Source organism: Mesorhizobium caraganae (assembly GCF_016836705.1).
GTDB lineage: Bacteria > Pseudomonadota > Alphaproteobacteria > Rhizobiales > Rhizobiaceae > Mesorhizobium > Mesorhizobium caraganae.
The window spans coordinates 38,296-55,163 of the sequence record NZ_JAFCGY010000013.1 but is presented as its reverse complement, the minus strand read 5'-3'; the positions used below and the strand labels follow the sequence as shown (position 1 = coordinate 55,163).

Genomic DNA, 16,868 nt, shown 5'->3' with positions numbered 1-16,868 from the left:
TGCAACCATGTCGATGCATGAGGTGCGTCACAATTGTGAACAACCTGTTCGATTCTTTCCGTCTTGTGTGAACGATCGGGATAGACGATCTGAGATGTCGGATCGGGACCATCGACAGAATTGCTGAGGCGCCTTGGACAGCGCGCCGAATGGAGAGTTTTATGAGCGAACTGCCTTTTGCCGCGACTACCCCCGTCAGTGTGTCACGCGTTGGCCTGAAGGCGCGCGACGCCGAAAGCCTCGCAGCCTATTACCGTGCCGTTGTCGGCTTGCAGGAGTTGAGCCGTGCCGACGGCGCCATCACGCTGGGCGCCGCCGATCGCCCGTTGCTGGTCATCGAGCCTGACGCGGCGGCCAAGCCGGACGATCCGCGCAGCGCCGGCCTGTTCCACACCGCTTTCCTGCTGCCCAGCCGCGCCGATCTCGGCCGCTGGATCAACCATGCCGCCGCCAACAAGATCCGCATCGAGGGCGCCTCCGACCATCTGGTCAGCGAGGCGCTGTACCTGACTGACCCCGAAGGCAACGGCATTGAAATCTATAGAGACCGCCTGCCGGAGGAGTGGAAGTGGAACGGCGACAAGATCGCTATGGCGACCGAGCGGCTGAACCTGGCTGCCGTGGCTGTCAGCGTGCCGGCCGGTGACGCCGGCTGGCAGGGCGCCCCGGAAAACAGCATTGTGGGCCATGTCCACCTGCGCGTCGGCCGGCCGGAGGACGCCGAAGCCTGGTGGCACCAGGAGTTCGGCTTCGACACGGTCGCCAAATATGGCAGTCAGGCCGTGTTCCTGTCGTCCGGCGGCTACCACCACCATATTGGCGCCAATGCCTGGCATAGTTCAGGCGCCGGCCGCCGCGATCCATCGCGCGCCGGCCTCGCCTGGGTCGAGATGCGGTCGGACAATGTGACCAAGGAAACGAGCCGCGAGGATCCGTGGGGCACGGTGATCAGGACGGTTCCCGGCAAGGCTTGATTAGACAACGTTGGCGGTTGGCGAAAGCGGGCGGCGAAATCGTCTTTCTCCCCGTCACTATACGGGGAGAAATGCCCGGCAGGGCAATGAGGGGCAGCGCAAACGTTCTGAGATTGTCACGCGTGAGCGGTTTCGATCATCGCAAAAGTTCGCGCCGCCCCTCATCCGCCTGCCGGCACCTTCTCCCCGTATAGTGACGGGGAGAAGGAAGCTAAGCTTCCCCAAAAACCCGCTTGAAGATCGTGTCGACATGTTTGGTGTGGTAGCCAAGGTCGAATTTCTCGCGGATCTCGGCTTCGGGCAGCGCTGCGGTGACCTCCTTGTCGGCCAGCAATTCTTCAAGGAAATCAGCGCCTTGTTCCCACACCTTCATGGCGTTGCGCTGTACCAGACGGTATGCGTCCTCGCGTGATACGCCGGCCTGCGTCAGCGCCAGAAGCACGCGCTGCGAATGCACCAGGCCGCGGAACTTGTTCATGTTCTTCAGCATGTTGTCGGGATAGACCAGCAATTTGTCGACGACGCCGGTCAGCCGCGACAGCGCGAAATCCAGCGTCACCGTCGCGTCCGGTCCGATCATGCGCTCGACCGACGAGTGCGAGATATCACGCTCGTGCCAGAGCGCCACATTCTCCATCGCCGGCAGCGCCATGGAGCGCACCATGCGGGCAAGGCCGGTGAGGTTTTCGGTCAGCACCGGATTGCGCTTGTGCGGCATGGCCGACGAGCCTTTTTGACCCGGGGAAAAATACTCTTCCGCTTCCAGCACCTCGGTGCGCTGCAGATGCCGGATCTCGGTCGCCAGCCGCTCGACCGACGAGGCGATGACGCCGAGCGTGGCGAAGAACATGGCGTGGCGGTCGCGCGGGATGACCTGCGTCGACACCGGTTCCGGCTTCAGCCCCAGCTTTTTAGCCACATGCTCTTCGACATAGGGGTCGATGTTGGCAAAGGTGCCGATCGCGCCCGATATGGCGCAGGTCGCGATATCCTCCCGCGCGTGCACCAGCCGCTCGCGGCAGCGCGAGAACTCGGCATAGGCTTGCGCCAGCTTGATGCCGAAGGTGGTCGGCTCGGCGTGAATGCCGTGGCTGCGGCCGATGGTGACGGTGTCCTTGTGCTCGAAGGCGCGGCGCTTCAGCGCGGCGAGCAGGCCATCCAGATCGGCGAGCAATATGTCGCTGGCGCGGCTGAGCTGCACCGCAAGGCAAGTGTCGAGAACGTCCGACGAGGTCATGCCTTGGTGGATAAAACGGGCGTCCGGTCCGACGAATTCGGCGAGATGGGTGAGGAAGGCAATGACGTCATGCTTGGTGACGGCCTCGATCTCGTCGATCTTGCCGACATCGAATTTGGCCGCATTGCCCTTTTCCCAGATGGTCTTGGCAGCTTCCTTGGGGATGACGCCCAACTCAGCCAGCCCATCGCAGGCATGGGCCTCGATTTCGAACCAGATGCGGAAGCGGGTTTCCGGCGACCAGATGGCGACCATTTCCGGCCGGGAATAGCGAGGGATCATCCGTCAGTCCTGATATGTCGGTGGTTAAGTCCGCCTCCTAACAGAGGCGGACCAAATGCTCAACGCTGCTGGTGCGCAAACCACACGCTGGCGACGGCAAGCGCGATGAATCCGAGTGGAAAATAGAGCCGCACGCCCAGCACCACGAACTGGTACAGCGCCGTCAGCGAGGTGAACACCAGTTCGAACGCCCAGAGGACGGTGAAAGCCTCGGCGTGCCATTCGGCGTAGTAGGAGCGGTATTGCAGGGCAAACAGCCCGCCAGTGAAGGCGAGTGTCGTGGCAAGCAGGCAGATGAAGGCGGCGGCAAACGCCACTTCCGACGCCCGGCCGAGCGAGAGCAGCCGCGCCGCAAACAGGCCGAAGGGGAAGGCAAGTGCTGCGCCCATGGCATAGAGCAGGACGACGAACCGGATCTTTTCCGGCGTCTCCCAATTGTCGAGCCAAAGGCCGGCCAGCGCGCTGGCGCCCATGGCCATCGCCCACAGCAAGGCGCCGAGAAGAGCCGCAGGCGACGATGGCACGGCGCGGCGGACACGGGCGCCAGCGCGCTGGCGCCAGCTGGGTTGATCGAGCGCTGTCACAGGCGGCCGGTCACGGCGATCCAGCGAAAATCCGGCCCTTCGAAGCCGTATTGGCGCACCGCGATCAGCACCGCATAGGTGCTGATACTGTCCATCGAAAACGTCTGCACCGCGCCGATCCGGTAGCCGTTCGGGCAGCCGCGGCTTTTCGGGATCGATTTGTCTTCATGTAACAGATGCGTCTGGCCGCCATCCCTGGCCTCGATGCGCAGCAGGCGAAAACCGTTGATCTCGCCTTGGCTCTCACAGCCTGCCGTATTGTTCATGCCGATCTCGTCGAGCCGGAATTCCAGCGGCGGGTCGACCGGCGAGAAGATCGGCCGCGGGTTGACCACCATGCGGAACGGGTCGGCCGACAGTTCGGTCACAGGATTGAAGCCGGCGGTAATGCCGCGGTTTGCGGTAAGCTCGGCCTGGGCAATGATGACTTCGCCTTTTTGCCTTGCCTGGAGACGGGCCGTGTCGAGCGAGGCGGTCTCGTCCTCCAGCCGGACACGGATCGGCGTGCCCTTCAGGAACGTGTCGTCGGCAGTGTCGATGTAATAGCGGTTGGCATAGGGAAAGCCCGATCCGTCCGCGACGCCGTATTCCTCGAAGGCGAAGACGCCGCCGTCTCTGGTGAAACCTAGAATTTCGAGTTCGGCGACATCGCCCGCCCGGGCGGCGATGCCAGATGCCAGCTGCACCAGCAGGCAAACGCCAATCAGGACAAGATTTCGCATCGGGGTTCCGCTCCGGCCGCCATGGTTCGATCGTTCCCTATCATGAGACAGTCAAAACATCGTGCTATGCAAAAGGCGATGCATCCAATTGCGCCTCTGTTTGTTATCGTCGATCGCTTTCAAAAGGAGAACTCCCCATGACCGAGGCCAGCAAGATTCGCGAACATATGGAAGTGGTCGGCGCCGACGGCGTTCATCTCGGCACCGTCGACAAGGTCGAGGGCGACCGGATCAAGCTGACCAAGGCCGACAGCGGCATGGGTCGGCACAAAGGCCATCACCACTACATTCCCTTGAGTCTGCTGGCCGAGGTCGATGGCAAAAAGGTCTGGCTGTCGGCGAATTCGGACGTTGCGGTCAGCTTCGAGGAAGAAAAATCCGACCCGACCTGATCGGATTACGCGCCTAGCGCGACGACCACACCGGAAACAGATCGCCATCGGCCGGCGTCGCGGCATGGATGCCGCGGCTGATGGCACGCGCCATGGTGGCGCCGGCGGCGGCAAAGAAGTCGACGGCTTCGTCGGCGCCAAGCTCGATGCCACTCTTGCCGGTTGCCAGCGCGAACACCAGATCGCCGTCGGCCGGCGTGTGCACCGGCCAGATGGCGCGCACGAAGCCGTCATGCGCCGATATGGCCAGCCGTTTGGCCGCCGCCTTGGTCAGCACGGCGTCGGTGGCAATGACGGCGATGGTGGTGTTGCCGCCGGCCTCGCCCGTCCCACCCACACGCCTGTCGCGGTATTTCAAAAGGATCCGCCTGGCGTCGTCGGGCATCGGCGAGGGATAGCCAAGTCCGCCGAACTCATCGCCGATCTCGAACGGTGCGGCCCAGAAATAACGCGTCCGCGCTATCGTCACCGAGCCGGTCGGGTTCGCGGCGGCCAGCGCGCCGATGGTGACGCCGTTGTCGAGCACGGTCGAGGCCGAGCCCAGGCCACCCTTCAGCCCGGAACTGAGCGCGCCGGTACCGGCGCCGACGGTGCCGAGCGGAAAGTCGGTGATAGCATTTTGCGCCGCCTCATAGCCGAGGTCGCGGTAGGGCGGATAGCGACCCCAATCCTTGTCGCCGCCATTGCGCAGGTCGAACAGGATCGCCGCCGGCACGATCGGCACGCGAAAGCCGCCGACATCGACGCCGATGCCCTTTTCGCGCAATGCAGCCTGCACGCCGGAGGCGGCGTCGAGGCCGAAGGCCGAGCCACCCGAAAGCACCACGGCATGCACCGCCTCGATGGAATTATGCGGTTCGAGCAGGTCGGTTTCACGCGTGCCTGGCGCGCCGCCGAGGATCTGCACGCCCCCCACCGCCGGTTCGTCGCACAGCACGGTCGTAACGCCCGATTTCAGCCTGGCAGCGCTGGCGTTGCCGACCCGCAGGCCGGCGACATCGGTGATCAGATTGCGCAGCCCGGTGCGAAACATCAATTCGTCTCCGCCGGCACGAAACGTGTGCCGTCAAAGCGGAAGGCGCGGTAGAGGTTTTGGCTCAGATCGCCCTTGTCGTCGAAACGCAGCGGACCGATCGCGGTGGTGAAATCATGCCCGGTGAGCGCGTCGGCCAGCGGCTTGCCAGAGGTCTCGGCTGCCGCAGAGGCCGCCTTGGCTATTTCCACCGCGGCATAGGCCGGCAATGTGTAGCCGTCCGGCGCGATGTTTTTGGTCGCAAATGCCGCCAACACCTTGGGGTCGGCGACATCGGCCCATTCCGGCGGCGCGATCATCAGTGTGCCGACGGCGTAAGGCACGTCGCCGGGCGGTGTGCGCAAATTCTCGCCGCCGGCAAAAATAATGCCGGCCTCGAGCTGGCTGGCGTCACGGCCCATGATCGCGATGTCGTCGCCGTCGCCGCCGGCAAAGACATGCGTCGCGCCGGCCTTCTTCAGCCGACCGATCAGCCCGATCTGGTTGTCGAGTTGCGGCCGGAATGTGTCGGTGAACACCGGCTTCAGCGCCGCCTGCTCGGCTGCTGCCCGCAGCGTCTCGGCGATCTCGCGGCCGTATATGGTGCCGTCATCGACGATGGCGAACAGTTCGTTCTGCCACAGCCTGGTGAGGATGGTGGCCACCGCATTGCGCTCATCATCGCCGCGCGGCCCCAGCCGATAGACCGGCCAGCCGGTCTTGGCGCGGCGGTCGGTCAGGCTTTCGGTCCGCACGCCGACGGTGATCACCGGTATGTTGGCGTCCTTCAGGATCGGCAGCGCCGCCTGGATGGCCTCGGTGCAGAGGAAGCCGACGACGATGTTGACCTTCGCCGCGGCGAACTCCCTGGCGGCGGCAGCGCCGCCATCGGCGGTGCAGGCATCGTCGACCGTCTTGATCTCGGCGCCGTTGGCTTCCGCTGCCAGGCCAGCGCCCGCCTCGATCTGCTTGCCGAGGATCGCCGATGGACCGGACAGGGGCGCGGCGACGCCGACAAGCAGCGTCTCAGCGCCCGCGCTTGCCGGCAACTGCCAGAGCAGTGCCGCTATTACAGCTGTTAGGGGTCGCATTCTGACGAAGAATTCCTCCGTGCCGGTCGCATGCTTCCAGCGTCTCTTGCGCCAAGACCTAAAGGCTGCCCGCCCCAGGCGCAACACGCGAATTTGCGGATTGGCGTCAAGCACTTCGCTTGTGGCCTATTGTGTACCGCCATATATAACGCTTGGATTCCCGCTTATGGAAAATCATCGGTGCTGAAGTTGAACGACATAGGGCCGCAGGCCTATCGCGACGCGATGGCGCATTTTGCCGGCCACGTCCATGTGGTGACCACCGACGGTCCCGCCGGCAAACGCGGCACGACGGTGATCGCCGCCTGTTCGGTGTCGGACACGCCGCCGACAGTTCTCGTCTGCCTCAACCGCGAGAATGCCAAGAACGAGCTGTTCGTGCAAAACGGCCGGTTTGCGCTGAACACATTGGCTTCGCACCAGCAGCCGCTATCGGTGGCGTTCTCAGGCCTGACCGGCCTGTCGTCCGATGCGCGTTTCGCGCTCGGCGAGTGGGACGTCATATCGACAGGCGCCCCGGCCTTGAAGGGCGCTCTCGCCGTGTTCGACTGCGAATTGATCGACACCAAGGATCTAGCCACCCATCGTGTGCTTTTTGGCAAGGTGACAGGTCTGCGCATGGGCGATAATTTGCGGCCGCTGATCTACCACGCCCGCGACTACCACGTGCTGGAAAGCGGAGCAGAGGCGTCAACGGAGAAAGAATGACCGAGCTGAAACCGCGCCCCGCGCCGCGGACGATCGACGAAACGCTCGATCTCCTGACCGGTGCGGACTATGTCGCGGACCGCTCGCTGGCAACGGTCCTGTTCCTTTCGCTGCGCATGCAGCGGCCGCTGTTCCTCGAAGGTGAGGCCGGCGTCGGCAAGACCGAGATCGCCAAGGTGCTGGCGCAGGCGCTCGGCCGCCGGCTGATCCGCCTGCAATGCTATGAAGGCCTCGACGTCTCCTCCGCTGTCTACGAGTGGAACTACGCCGCGCAGATGATCGAGATCCGCATGGAGGAGGCGGCAGGCTCGGTCGACCGCTCCGACATGGAGCGCAATGTCTTCTCCGAAAAATACCTGATCCGCCGCCCCGTGCTCGATGCGCTGACCGGCAAGGCCGGTGCCGCCCCGGTGTTCCTGATCGACGAGCTCGACCGCACCGACGAGGCTTTCGAGGCGTTCCTGCTCGAGATCCTGTCCGACTTCCAGGTGACGGTGCCCGAGCTCGGCACGATCAAGGCGGAGGAGCCGCCGATCGTCATCATCACCACCAACCGCACCCGCGAAATCCACGACGCGCTGAAGCGGCGCTGCCTCTATCATTGGGTCGACTATCCCAACGCCGAGCGCGAGCTGGAGATCGTGCGCCGCAAGGTGCCGCAAGCCAACAGCCGGCTTTCAGCCGAAGTGGTGTCGTTCATCCAGAAATTGCGCCAGGTCGAATTGTTCAAGGCGCCGGGCGTTGCCGAAACCATCGACTGGGCCGGCGCGCTGACCGAACTCGACAAGGTGGCGCTCGATCCGGAGACCGTATCCGACACAATCGGCGTTTTGCTGAAGTACCAGGACGACATTGCCCGCATCGGCGCGGGCGAGGGCCGGCGCATCCTCGACGAGGTCAAGGCCGAGCTTGCGGCGGCGGAGTAGAATAGTGAAGGCGCCGGGTGCCTACCCCAAAGTGGCCGACCCCAGAGAAGCGACGGAAGACGGGCGCATAGCAGACAACATCGTCTATTTCGCCCGCACCTTGCGCAAATCAGGCATGCGCGTCGGGCCGGCCTCGGTCAAGGATGCGATCGAGGCGGTGCTCGCCGCCGGCATCGGCTCGCGCGACGATTTCTACTGGACGCTGCATGCCGTGCTGGTGTCCAGGCACGAGGATCATCCTGTCTTCGACGAAGCCTTCCGGCTGTTCTGGAAATCGCGCGAACTGATCGAAAAGCTGCTGGCGATGTTTTCGCCGGTGGCGCCCGACACCAGGGAGAAGCAAAAACCCCGCGCGGCCGAGAACCGCGTCAGCCAGGCGATGTTCGAAGGCCATCATAAGAACCAACCGGTCAAGGAAATCCCTGAGTTCGAAGTCGACGCTCGCTTCAGCTTCTCCGGCAACGAGGTGCTGCGCGGCAAGGACTTTGCCCAGATGGACGCCGCCGAGATGGCCGAAGCCAAGAAGGCTATCGCCCAGCTGCGACTGCCCTTCGACATGGTGCGGACGCGGCGGTTCAAGGCCGACCCGCATGGCCGCCGCATCGATCCGCGCGCCATGATGCGGTCGGCCGCGCGCACCGGTGGCGACTTGATCCTGCCGAAATTCCGCTCGGCCCGTGAGGTGCATCCGCCGCTGGTCGTGCTCGCCGATATTTCCGGGTCGATGAGCCAGTACACGCGCATCTTCCTGCATTTCCTGCATGCGCTGACCGACAAGCGCCGGCGCGTGCACACCTTCGTCTTCGGCACGCGGCTTACCAATCTGACCCGGCAGATGCGCCATCGCGACCCCGATGCCGCCCTTGCCGACTGCTCGGCGGCGGTCAAGGACTGGTCCGGCGGCACCCGCATCGGCGACACGCTGGCCAAGTTCAACAAGCAGTGGTCGCGCCGTGTGCTGGGGCAGGGCGCGGTGGTGCTTTTGATCACCGACGGGCTGGAGCGCGACGATGTCACCGGCCTGTCGGAAGAGATGGACCGACTGCACAAATCCTGCCGGCGGCTGATCTGGCTGAACCCCTTGCTGCGCTTCGACGGCTTCGAGGCCCGCGCCCGGGGCGTCAAGGCGATGCTGCCGCATGTCGATGAGTTCCGCTCGGTGCACAATCTCGATGCGCTGGCCGACCTCTGCGCCTCGCTGGACAAGAAATCGGCTGCTTCGGTCGATCCGCGCCGCTGGCTGGAAGCTGGCATCAGGCGCGCAGCATAGCCATATGTTTACTTCTGCAAAAACAGACTCTGAGAGAAGCGATCATGGACAATAGCATCTATCTCGATGAGGCCCGCGACCCGCTGATCATCGCGGAAGGCTGGATGAAGGATGGCAAGGATGTCGCCATTGCCACCGTGGTCGAGACCTGGGGTTCGGCGCCGAGGCCTGTCGGCAGCCATCTGGTCATCGATGCCGAAGGCAATTTCCACGGCTCGGTCTCCGGCGGCTGCGTCGAGGGTGCCGTGGTGAGCGAGGCGATCGACGTCATCGATTCCGGCAAAGCCAGGATGCTGGAATTCGGCGTTGCCGACGAAACGGCATGGCAGGTCGGCCTGTCCTGCGGCGGCCGCATCAAAGTTTACGTCGAGCGGCTCGGTTAAAACGCCATGGACCCGTACGCCCTCAAGACACTGAATGCAGAACGCCGCGCCCGCCGCGCCGCGATCCTGGTCACCGATCTCGGCGACGGCCGCGACCGCATCGTGCGCGAGGGCGATTCCGTCGCCGGCGAACTCGGGCAAGCGATCGCCAAGGCGTTTCGGTCGGGCAGTTCGGTCTCGATCGAGGCAGAGGGACGGACCTTCTTCCTCAACGCGCATCTGCCGCAACCGCGTCTGGTGGTGATCGGCGCCGTCCATATCAGCCAGGCGCTGGCGCCCATGGCAAAGATCGCCGGCTATCCCCTCGAAATCGTCGATCCGCGTACCGCCTTTGCCACGCCGGACCGATTTCCCGATGTCGCGCTGCATGCCGAATGGCCTGAGGATGTGCTGAAGCGCCAACCGCTCGACAGCTACACGGCGCTCGCCGCCCTTACCCATGATCCGAAGATCGACGATTTCGCGCTGAAGGCGGCACTCGATGCCAATTGCTTCTATATCGGCGCGCTCGGCAGCCGCAAAACCCACGCCAAGCGCGTCGAGCGCCTGCTGGCGCTGGGCGCCAGCGCCGACCAGATAGGCCGCATTCACGCGCCGATCGGCCTCGACATCGGTGCCGCCAGCCCGGCTGAAATTGCTGTTGCCGTGCTGGCGCAGACCATCCACGCCTTTCGCTCGCGCGGGCTTGAAGCGAAAGGCGCTGCGGCGTGAAATTCGGTCCCGTCCCGATCGATCAGGCCGAAGGCGCGGTGCTGGCGCATGCCACCACGGCCGGCGAGCGGCGTTTTCGCAAGGCACACAGGCTGAATGCCCAAGATGTGGCGGTGCTGAAGGCGGCCGGCGTTTCCGAGATTGTCGCTGCGGTGCTTGCCGCCGATGATCTCAGCGAGGATGCAGCGGCCGAGAAGATCGCCGCAAGCATGGCCCACCGCAACATCGAGGCGAAACCGGCTGCAACCGGCCGAGTGAACCTCCATGCCAAGGCGGCCGGCGTCTTCACCGTCGATGCCACAATGATCGACGCCATCAATGCGGTCGACCCGACCATTACCATCGCCACGCTGGCGCAGCATGCGCCGGTCGAGAAGGGCCAGATGGTGGCGACGGTCAAGATCATCCCGTTCGCTGTCGCTTCGGCCCTGGTCGATGCGGTGGTAAAAATCTGCGCCGGCGGCGAGATCTTCGCCGTCAATGCCTACCAGCCGGTGCGCATCGGCGTCATCCAGACGGTGCTGCCGGGCATCAAGGCCAGCGTGCTCGACAAGACGCTGCGCGTCACCGAGGCGCGGCTGGCGCGCTCCGGCGCCCGGCTGACCGCCGAGCGCCGCACGCCGCACGAGGTTGCGCCCGTCGCCGAGGCCGCGGCCGCGTTGGCGCGCGACAACGACATGGTGGTGATCTTCGGCGCCTCGGCGATGAGCGATTTTGCCGATGTCGTTCCGGCGGCAATCGAGAGGGCCGGCGGTACTGTCATCCGCGCGGGCATGCCGGTCGATCCCGGCAATCTGCTGGTGCTCGGCACGCTCGATGGCAAGCGCGTCATCGGCGCGCCTGGCTGTGCCCGCAGCCCCAAGGAGAACGGCTTCGACTGGGTGCTTGACCGGCTGATCGCCGGGCTCGACGTGACCGCCAGGGATATCGCCGGCATGGGTGTCGGCGGGCTTCTGATGGAAATCCCGACCCGGCCGCAGCCGCGCGAGCCGCTGCCGACGAGAGCCGGGTTGAAGGTCGAGATCGTGCTTCTGGCCGCCGGCCGTTCCAGCCGCATGGGCGGGTCCAACAAGCTTCTGGCGCTGTTCGAAGGCAAGCCGCTGGTGCGCCGCACCGCCGAACGCGCGCTTGGTTCGAAGGCATCCAGCACCGTCGTTGTCACCGGCCATCAGCGCGAGCGGGTGCGCCATGCCCTGGCTGGCCTGGACGTGATCTTCGCCGACAATCCGGATTTCGCCGACGGCCTCTCCTCGTCGCTCAAAGCCGGCATTGCCCGGGTTGGAGCCGATGCCGCCGGTGCGATGATCGTCCTCGGCGACATGCCGGGCATCTCCTCGGCCGATCTCGACAGGCTGATCGAGGCCTTCCGTAAGGCCGAGGGCCGCTCTGTCGTGCGCGCCGCGCATGACAGCCGCCGCGGCAATCCGGTGCTTTTGCCGCGCGCGCTGTTTCCAGCCATCGCCCATCTCGAAGGCGACACCGGCGCCCGCCATCTGGTCGAAGCCGAAGGGCTTGATGTCATCGACGTCGAGATTGGTGACGGTGCATCGATCGATGTCGACACCCGCGAGGCGCTGGAAGACGCCGGCGGCGTGCTGCAGGATTGACAAACCGAAGCTGAAAAACGCATGGCTGAGGGATGGCTCTTCGCTTCCAACTCTCCCGCGCGCTGCTGAGCGCAATCGCGCTTTCGCTGTCCGCAGCCAACGCCGATGCCCTCGAATTAAAACCCTACAAGGACGATCTCTTCGCCTATCCGGCGACGCTCTCGTCCACGGACAAGGGCGCCTACACGGTCATCGACTACCGCGAGATGCGTGACATCAATGCCCGTGACGAGGTGCCGGAAAAGCGCGTACACGCGCAGTATACCGACACCGGCGTGCGCAAGGTGCAGCAGGATTTGATGCTGAAGACCGATGCCGGCGATGTCAGGCATGTCGCCGTCGGCAAGACCGAGGGCGCCGGCATCATCGTGCTCTACCTGCACGGGCAGGGCGGCAGCCGCAAGCAGGGCGTCGACGACTTCACCTTCGGCGGCAATTTCAACCGCATCAAGAACCTGATGGCCGGCAATGGCGGCCTCTATCTGTCACCGGATTTCACGGATTTCGGCGACAAAGGCGCAGCCCAGGTCGCCGCACTGATCGGCCATTATGCCGAGGCCTCGCCGGACGCAAAAATCTTCGTCGCCTGCGGCTCCATGGGCGGCGCGCTGTGCTGGAAGCTGGCCGGCCGCAACGACACGGGACGCCGGATAAACGGGCTGCTGCTGCTCGGCTCGCTATGGGATGAAAGTTTCCTGTCGAGCCCGGCCTACAGGCGCCATGTACCGGTCTTTTTCGGCCAGGGCAGCAAGGACCCGGTCTTTCCCGTGGAGAAGCAGGAAGCCTTCTTCCGCTCCATCATCGCGAACTCGAAAGCCTATCCCTATCCGACACACTTCGTCCGTTTTGAAACGGGCACCCACGGCACGCCGATCCGCATGGTCGACTGGCGCGAAACGCTGAACTGGATGCTGTCGAAAGCGCCCTGAGCCGATGGCAATCGATCAAGGCGCGGTGTTGTAGTCGACCACCGTCTGCGGGTTTTCCTCGCCGTCATAGGAGGCGTCCACGTCGTACTGGACCAGCGAAAAATCACCGTTGCGGAACAGATAGGTGCCGCTGTCGGAGGCATCGCCGACACCACGCCATTTGTTGAACGTGCGGATCGTCCTGGTTTCTTCGTCATATTCGGGATTGGTCGCCCAGCCGGTCGTGTGGAAGCCGGTGACGGTCACACCGAGCAGTTTGCCGTCGCTGTCGTTGTTCTCGTAACGGATATCCAGTTCCGGCTCGGCGAACTGCAGCTGCAGCACGCCGCCAAGCGCGTCGGTCATGTAGTAGACCGAGGCGGTATTGTAGGCAGCGGCAGAACAGGAGAATTCGAAAAGCCGTGTCTCCTTGTCGGGGTCGCCTTCAGCCGCATCCTTGTCCTTGTATTTGATCGAAAAAGCGTTCGGCTCCTCGCCGAGGAATTGCTTGTCGCACTGGTCGCCATAAGTCGCCAGGAAAGCTTTCTTGGCCTGTTCGAGCGCGGTGTCCTTTTTCGGCGGCGGCGGTCCATCGCCGCAGCTTGCCGGCAGCGCCTCCTCGAAATCGGCCTTGGACGGCTTCAGCGCGCCCTTGTCGATGAAGATCGGCCGGAACGGCGGGGCTTGAATGTCTGCACTGACCTGGCGCAGCGTGTAGCAGCCGGCGAACACCGCCTCGTTGCCTACCTTGTCGGTGGCGCGGATGGCGACCGGGACACTGTAATAGATGCTGCCGGCCGCGCCCTCATCGGAAACGTCGCCGGTTTCGACATCGACCTTGTCGGTGCCGTCATAGCCCTTGACGAAAGCGTCAAAATCCTTTGCTGGCTTGGTATCGCCGTAATAGCCCCAGGCGCGGGCGAATTCGTGCCGGTTGATGGCGCTGTAAAGCGAACGGACGACGGCATCGGCGCTTGATCGGTCGTCGACGTAGGGCACTTCGGGTGTGTCTTCGGCAGCCAGCGCGGCTTGGCGTATCGTGGCAAGGGAGAAGAGTGCAACTGCTGCGAGAAAGATGCGCTTCATCGGGAATCTCCGCACGGTAACGAAGATTCTACCACACTGATTGCGGCGGCGCGGTGACGCATGGCTGCAGTGGCTTGAACAATCGTCGGCGAAAGCGCTAGGTCGCGCCTTCGGCGCTCGGCCGCAGGGAGAATCAAGATGACGATATCGATGTACGAGGCCTCGGTGCCGGTGTTTTCGGCCAGGCTGAAGGCGCTCTCAACTGTGCTGTCGACTGCCGAACAGAACGCGGCCGACCGCAAGATCGACCCGCAGGTGTTTTTGACCGCAAGGCTGGCGCCCGACATGTACGCGCTGGTGAGGCAGGTGCAGGTCGCCACCGACCATGCCAAGGGCGCGCCGTCGCGCTTGGCCCGCCGCGAAGTGCCGAAATACGAAGACAATGAAGCGAGTTTCGTCGACCTTCAGGCGCGCCTAGCCAAGACGCTCGAGCTTCTGGCGTCGTTCTCGGCTGCCGAATTCGATGGCTCGGATGACAGGATGGTGGACCTGAAGTTTGGCCCGCGCGAGGTCTCGATGCCCGGACTGCAGTATTTGCTGCATGTCGCCATGCCCAACTTCTATTTCCACGTCACCACGGCCTACGACATCCTGCGCCACAACGGCGTGCCGCTGACAAAGGGTGCCTACCTCGGCAATAGTTGAAGGATTCGGCTTTTCGAGGTTTCCCGGTCGCTGCCGGGAAACCTCGTCTTGCGCTGGTTCAGCGCATCGACATTTCGCGGGCGATGCGCGGGAAATCGGCCGGCTTAATGCCGACGTCGGCGCGGTCGGCATTGCTCATCGAATGCAGCAATGCCAGTGCCGAGCGGTAACGCTGATGCTCCTGCGGACGCGGACGAGCAAACATTTCAGTGAAGAACCCCATGATTCGGCCCCTTAGTTGATCCTCCACGGCACCGAATATAGGGAAAATATGAAGATTGTGCAGTGCAGCATTTGCATGGCAGCCATGCCGGGCGATTTCTTTTCGGCACAATCAGCTCATTGGCTGAAACTTTCGGCTGATGCGGACCGTACGCATAGACGCTGGCACATGGCCGGCTTTTCCTCGCCACTCCTGGCGAATTTTCCGGGCTGCATGAAGATGCAGTCCGGCTTTTTGTTGAACTTCCCGCACCATCAAGCGGCCCGCGCAAGTCTGGCCAACGCCTAAACTGGTTAAGATCAGTGGCATTCATTTTTAACGAGCCGGTTCTATGGTGCGGCTGGCTCTATTCACATGCTCACGGTTAAAACGAGGGGGAGGCTGACATCGGCGCCAAGCGGGATTTCGCTTCCTTGCTCGACGATCTGTTCGTCGCCTCCGACAAGGACGAGGCTGGTGAGGAGACAGGCGCGCGGCCGTCGATCCCGTTCGACTATCTGTCCGTGGCCGACGAGCTTCATTCCGGCCGCATCAAGGTCTCCGGCGAAACCTTCACCGCCGAATATCGCGAGTCTGGGTCCGATCTTGCCGCCGAATTCGCCGCACTTCTCGACCAGGCCAAGCTGGCACTGGCCGGCGAGGAAGCAAAGCCCGAGGAAAGACTGCCGCCGATCGATCCCGAGGCGATCGCCGTCGAGCTCGGTCTCGATCATCCCGTCAAGAACGCCGATCTCGGCCGCATGCGCCGCAGCTTTGCCTTTGCCAATCATCCTGATCGCGTCGCGCCGCATCTGCGCCAGCGCGCCATGATCCGCATGCAGGTCGCCAACATGCTGATCGACGAAGCCAAGCGGCGCGCGGTGGCCGGCGCCCGGCGCTGACTTTTCCAGGGCTCACACAAAAGTCGGTCGGCTGAGGCTTGGAGAGCGCCTCTGCTTTGCCTATGGTGTGGCTTCCTTCCCGCGCAGCCGCGCAAAAATTCCCGCCGGAGAAATTCCATGCACAAACGCCGTCTCGGTCGGACCGATCTTCTTGTTACCCAGATCTGCCTGGGGTCGATGACCTGGGGCCAGCAGAACACCGAGGCCGAAGGGCATGCGCAGATGGATCTGGCCTTTGAGCGCGGCGTGAATTTCATCGACACCGCCGAGCTCTACCCGATCCCGCCGAAAGAGGAGACGCAGGGGCGGACGGAGAGGTTCATCGGCAGCTGGATGAAGGCCAAGGGCAATCGCGACAAGGTCATCCTCGCCTCGAAAGTGGTCGGCCGCACCGCCAACCGCTGGTTTCGTGGCGACCGGCCGTCAAAACTGGTGCGCGCCGACATCTGTGACGCCATCGACAAATCGCTTGCCAAGCTCGGCACCGACTATCTCGATCTCTACCAGATCCACTGGCCGGAACGCGACATCCCCTGGGGCGCCAACCCGACCCGCGTCGGCGCCACGCCGCGCCGTGCCGACGCCGTTGGCGCGCCGGCCGGCGAGACGCCGATCGCCGAGACACTGGCCGTCTTCGAGGAGCTGGTGAAGGCGGGAAAGATCCGCCATCTCGGCCTGTCGAACGAAAGCTCCTGGGGCGTCATGCGCTTCATCGCCGAGGCCGACAAGGGCCTCGGTCCGCGCGTCGTCTCGCTGCAGAACGCCTACAATCTCGTCAACCGCACCTTTGAGGTGAACCTCGCCGAGGTCTGCGAACGCGAAGAGGTTGGCTTTCTCGCCTATTCGCCGCTGGCGCAAGGCTATCTCACCGGCAAATACGACCATGGCGCGCGCCCGCAAGGCTCGCGCTCACAGCTGTTCAACCGCGGCCAGCGTTACGAGACGCCGAACGCCGCCGAGGCGCAGCTCGAATACAATGAGCTGGCGCGCTCCTTCGGCCTCGAGCCGGCGCTGTTTGCCAATGCCTATGTCGCCAGCCGGCCATTTGTTACCTCCAGCATCATCGGCGCGACGACGATTGCGCAGCTCGAAATGGCGCTGTCTTCGGCGGACGTGACCTGGACCGAGGAGATGCAGAAGGGCGTCGACGCGATCCACCAGCGCGTCGGCAATCCGTGCCCATAGGCAAGCCGTCCGGGCGGAATTGCCGAGCAAAGACAAGGGGA

Annotated in this window: 20 protein-coding genes; 13 read left to right on the top strand and 7 right to left on the bottom strand. The window is 63.8% G+C overall.

Annotation, left to right across the window (positions count from 1 at the left end; all coding sequences use genetic code 11):
- The first annotated feature begins 161 nt into the window (after nt 1-161).
- Complete coding sequence (locus JQK88_RS21020; RefSeq protein WP_203279348.1) at nt 162-974, top strand: VOC family protein; 813 nt, start codon at nt 162-164, stop codon at nt 972-974.
- 211 nt (nt 975-1,185) lie between these two features.
- Here JQK88_RS21020 and purB read toward each other — a convergent pair whose 3' ends face one another.
- From purB to JQK88_RS21005, 3 genes are read right to left on the bottom strand one after another with little or no spacing between them, the layout of a single operon-like run.
- Nucleotides 1,186-2,493, bottom strand: coding sequence for an adenylosuccinate lyase (gene purB, locus JQK88_RS21015; protein ID WP_192253584.1), 1,308 nt, complete (start codon nt 2,491-2,493; stop codon nt 1,186-1,188).
- Between the two features lie 59 nt (nt 2,494-2,552).
- On the bottom strand, nt 2,553-3,017 hold the full coding sequence (locus JQK88_RS21010) for a hypothetical protein (RefSeq protein WP_192254323.1): 465 nt from the start codon (nt 3,015-3,017) through the stop codon (nt 2,553-2,555).
- A 56-nt stretch (nt 3,018-3,073) separates the two neighbouring features.
- Entirely contained in the window at nt 3,074-3,799 is a 726-nt protein-coding gene (locus tag JQK88_RS21005) for a DUF2259 domain-containing protein (protein ID WP_203279347.1), read from the bottom strand.
- A 137-nt stretch (nt 3,800-3,936) separates the two neighbouring features.
- On the opposite strand from JQK88_RS21005, the gene JQK88_RS21000 reads away from it, so the two are divergent.
- Nucleotides 3,937-4,191, top strand: a complete 255-nt coding sequence (locus JQK88_RS21000; RefSeq protein ID WP_192253588.1) for a DUF2171 domain-containing protein — start codon at nt 3,937-3,939, stop codon at nt 4,189-4,191.
- Between the two features lie 13 nt (nt 4,192-4,204).
- Here JQK88_RS21000 and JQK88_RS20995 read toward each other — a convergent pair whose 3' ends face one another.
- Nucleotides 4,205-5,224 (bottom strand): P1 family peptidase, encoded by a 1,020-nt coding sequence (locus tag JQK88_RS20995; RefSeq protein ID WP_192253590.1) that lies wholly within the window; start codon nt 5,222-5,224, stop codon nt 4,205-4,207.
- Complete coding sequence (locus JQK88_RS20990) at nt 5,224-6,294, bottom strand: branched-chain amino acid ABC transporter substrate-binding protein (protein WP_192253592.1); 1,071 nt, start codon at nt 6,292-6,294, stop codon at nt 5,224-5,226. Before JQK88_RS20990 ends, JQK88_RS20995 begins: the two co-directional genes overlap by 1 nt.
- Before the next feature lie 180 nt (nt 6,295-6,474).
- Between JQK88_RS20990 and JQK88_RS20985 the strand changes: the two genes are divergently transcribed.
- From JQK88_RS20985 to JQK88_RS20955, 7 genes are read left to right on the top strand one after another with little or no spacing between them, the layout of a single operon-like run.
- Nucleotides 6,475-7,002 carry a flavin reductase gene (locus JQK88_RS20985; RefSeq protein ID WP_192253594.1) on the top strand — a complete coding sequence of 176 codons (528 nt, stop codon included), beginning with the start codon at nt 6,475-6,477 and terminating at the stop codon, nt 7,000-7,002.
- Nucleotides 6,999-7,928 carry an AAA family ATPase gene (locus tag JQK88_RS20980; protein ID WP_023711480.1) on the top strand — a complete coding sequence of 310 codons (930 nt, stop codon included), beginning with the start codon at nt 6,999-7,001 and terminating at the stop codon, nt 7,926-7,928. Before JQK88_RS20985 ends, JQK88_RS20980 begins: the two co-directional genes overlap by 4 nt.
- A 4-nt stretch (nt 7,929-7,932) precedes the next feature.
- Nucleotides 7,933-9,198, top strand: coding sequence for a vWA domain-containing protein (locus JQK88_RS20975; protein ID WP_192253596.1), 1,266 nt, complete (start codon nt 7,933-7,935; stop codon nt 9,196-9,198).
- Nucleotides 9,199-9,242: 44 nt separating this feature from the next.
- Complete coding sequence (locus tag JQK88_RS20970; RefSeq protein WP_203279346.1) at nt 9,243-9,581, top strand: XdhC family protein; 339 nt, start codon at nt 9,243-9,245, stop codon at nt 9,579-9,581.
- Between the two features lie 6 nt (nt 9,582-9,587).
- A complete protein-coding gene (locus JQK88_RS20965) occupies nt 9,588-10,292 on the top strand; it encodes an XdhC family protein (protein WP_203279345.1) in 705 nt (234 codons plus the stop codon).
- The gene (locus tag JQK88_RS20960; RefSeq protein WP_203279344.1) at nt 10,289-11,899 is read left to right on the top strand and encodes an NTP transferase domain-containing protein; all 1,611 of its coding nucleotides are present in this window, start codon (nt 10,289-10,291) and stop codon (nt 11,897-11,899) included. The genes JQK88_RS20965 and JQK88_RS20960 overlap by 4 nt, the downstream gene beginning before the upstream one ends.
- Before the next feature lie 32 nt (nt 11,900-11,931).
- Nucleotides 11,932-12,828 carry an alpha/beta hydrolase gene (locus JQK88_RS20955; RefSeq protein ID WP_203279343.1) on the top strand — a complete coding sequence of 299 codons (897 nt, stop codon included), beginning with the start codon at nt 11,932-11,934 and terminating at the stop codon, nt 12,826-12,828.
- Between the two features lie 15 nt (nt 12,829-12,843).
- On the opposite strand, the gene JQK88_RS20950 is transcribed toward JQK88_RS20955, so the two are convergent.
- Nucleotides 12,844-13,893: a DUF1176 domain-containing protein gene (locus JQK88_RS20950; protein WP_203279342.1), complete on the bottom strand. Its 1,050-nt coding sequence runs from the start codon at nt 13,891-13,893 to the stop codon at nt 12,844-12,846.
- Nucleotides 13,894-14,031: 138 nt separating this feature from the next.
- Here JQK88_RS20950 and JQK88_RS20945 point away from each other — a divergent pair, with 138 nt between their 5' ends.
- Nucleotides 14,032-14,538, top strand: a complete 507-nt coding sequence (locus JQK88_RS20945; protein WP_203279341.1) for a DUF1993 domain-containing protein — start codon at nt 14,032-14,034, stop codon at nt 14,536-14,538.
- Nucleotides 14,539-14,596: 58 nt separating this feature from the next.
- Here JQK88_RS20945 and JQK88_RS20940 read toward each other — a convergent pair whose 3' ends face one another.
- Nucleotides 14,597-14,761 (bottom strand): hypothetical protein, encoded by a 165-nt coding sequence (locus JQK88_RS20940; RefSeq protein ID WP_192253608.1) that lies wholly within the window; start codon nt 14,759-14,761, stop codon nt 14,597-14,599.
- Between the two features lie 48 nt (nt 14,762-14,809).
- On the opposite strand from JQK88_RS20940, the gene JQK88_RS20935 reads away from it, so the two are divergent.
- The 3 genes from JQK88_RS20935 to JQK88_RS20925 all read left to right on the top strand — a co-directional run bounded on the left by JQK88_RS20935 (nt 14,810) and on the right by JQK88_RS20925 (nt 16,827).
- Entirely contained in the window at nt 14,810-15,049 is a 240-nt protein-coding gene (locus JQK88_RS20935) for a hypothetical protein (RefSeq protein ID WP_203279340.1), read from the top strand.
- Between the two features lie 125 nt (nt 15,050-15,174).
- Complete coding sequence (locus JQK88_RS20930; protein WP_112561460.1) at nt 15,175-15,642, top strand: hypothetical protein; 468 nt, start codon at nt 15,175-15,177, stop codon at nt 15,640-15,642.
- 117 nt (nt 15,643-15,759) lie between these two features.
- The gene (locus JQK88_RS20925) at nt 15,760-16,827 is read left to right on the top strand and encodes an aldo/keto reductase (protein ID WP_203279339.1); all 1,068 of its coding nucleotides are present in this window, start codon (nt 15,760-15,762) and stop codon (nt 16,825-16,827) included.
- Nucleotides 16,828-16,868 lie beyond the last annotated feature (41 nt).

Bases quoted from the DNA above. Each gene is read 5' to 3' on its own strand.
- JQK88_RS21020 (WP_203279348.1), top strand. From the start codon at position 162: ATGAGCGAACTGCCTTTTGCCGCGACTACCCCCGTCAGTGTGTCACGC.
- purB (WP_192253584.1), bottom strand. From the start codon at position 2,493: ATGATCCCTCGCTATTCCCGGCCGGAAATGGTCGCCATCTGGTCGCCG.
- JQK88_RS21005 (WP_203279347.1), bottom strand. From the start codon at position 3,799: ATGCGAAATCTTGTCCTGATTGGCGTTTGCCTGCTGGTGCAGCTGGCA.
- JQK88_RS21000 (WP_192253588.1), top strand. From the start codon at position 3,937: ATGACCGAGGCCAGCAAGATTCGCGAACATATGGAAGTGGTCGGCGCC.
- JQK88_RS20995 (WP_192253590.1), bottom strand. From the start codon at position 5,224: ATGTTTCGCACCGGGCTGCGCAATCTGATCACCGATGTCGCCGGCCTG.
- JQK88_RS20990 (WP_192253592.1), bottom strand. From the start codon at position 6,294: ATGCGACCCCTAACAGCTGTAATAGCGGCACTGCTCTGGCAGTTGCCG.
- JQK88_RS20980 (WP_023711480.1), top strand. From the start codon at position 6,999: ATGACCGAGCTGAAACCGCGCCCCGCGCCGCGGACGATCGACGAAACG.
- JQK88_RS20970 (WP_203279346.1), top strand. From the start codon at position 9,243: ATGGACAATAGCATCTATCTCGATGAGGCCCGCGACCCGCTGATCATC.
- JQK88_RS20965 (WP_203279345.1), top strand. From the start codon at position 9,588: ATGGACCCGTACGCCCTCAAGACACTGAATGCAGAACGCCGCGCCCGC.
- JQK88_RS20955 (WP_203279343.1), top strand. From the start codon at position 11,932: ATGGCTCTTCGCTTCCAACTCTCCCGCGCGCTGCTGAGCGCAATCGCG.
- JQK88_RS20950 (WP_203279342.1), bottom strand. From the start codon at position 13,893: ATGAAGCGCATCTTTCTCGCAGCAGTTGCACTCTTCTCCCTTGCCACG.
- JQK88_RS20945 (WP_203279341.1), top strand. From the start codon at position 14,032: ATGACGATATCGATGTACGAGGCCTCGGTGCCGGTGTTTTCGGCCAGG.
- JQK88_RS20940 (WP_192253608.1), bottom strand. From the start codon at position 14,761: ATGGGGTTCTTCACTGAAATGTTTGCTCGTCCGCGTCCGCAGGAGCAT.
- JQK88_RS20935 (WP_203279340.1), top strand. From the start codon at position 14,810: ATGAAGATTGTGCAGTGCAGCATTTGCATGGCAGCCATGCCGGGCGAT.
- JQK88_RS20925 (WP_203279339.1), top strand. From the start codon at position 15,760: ATGCACAAACGCCGTCTCGGTCGGACCGATCTTCTTGTTACCCAGATC.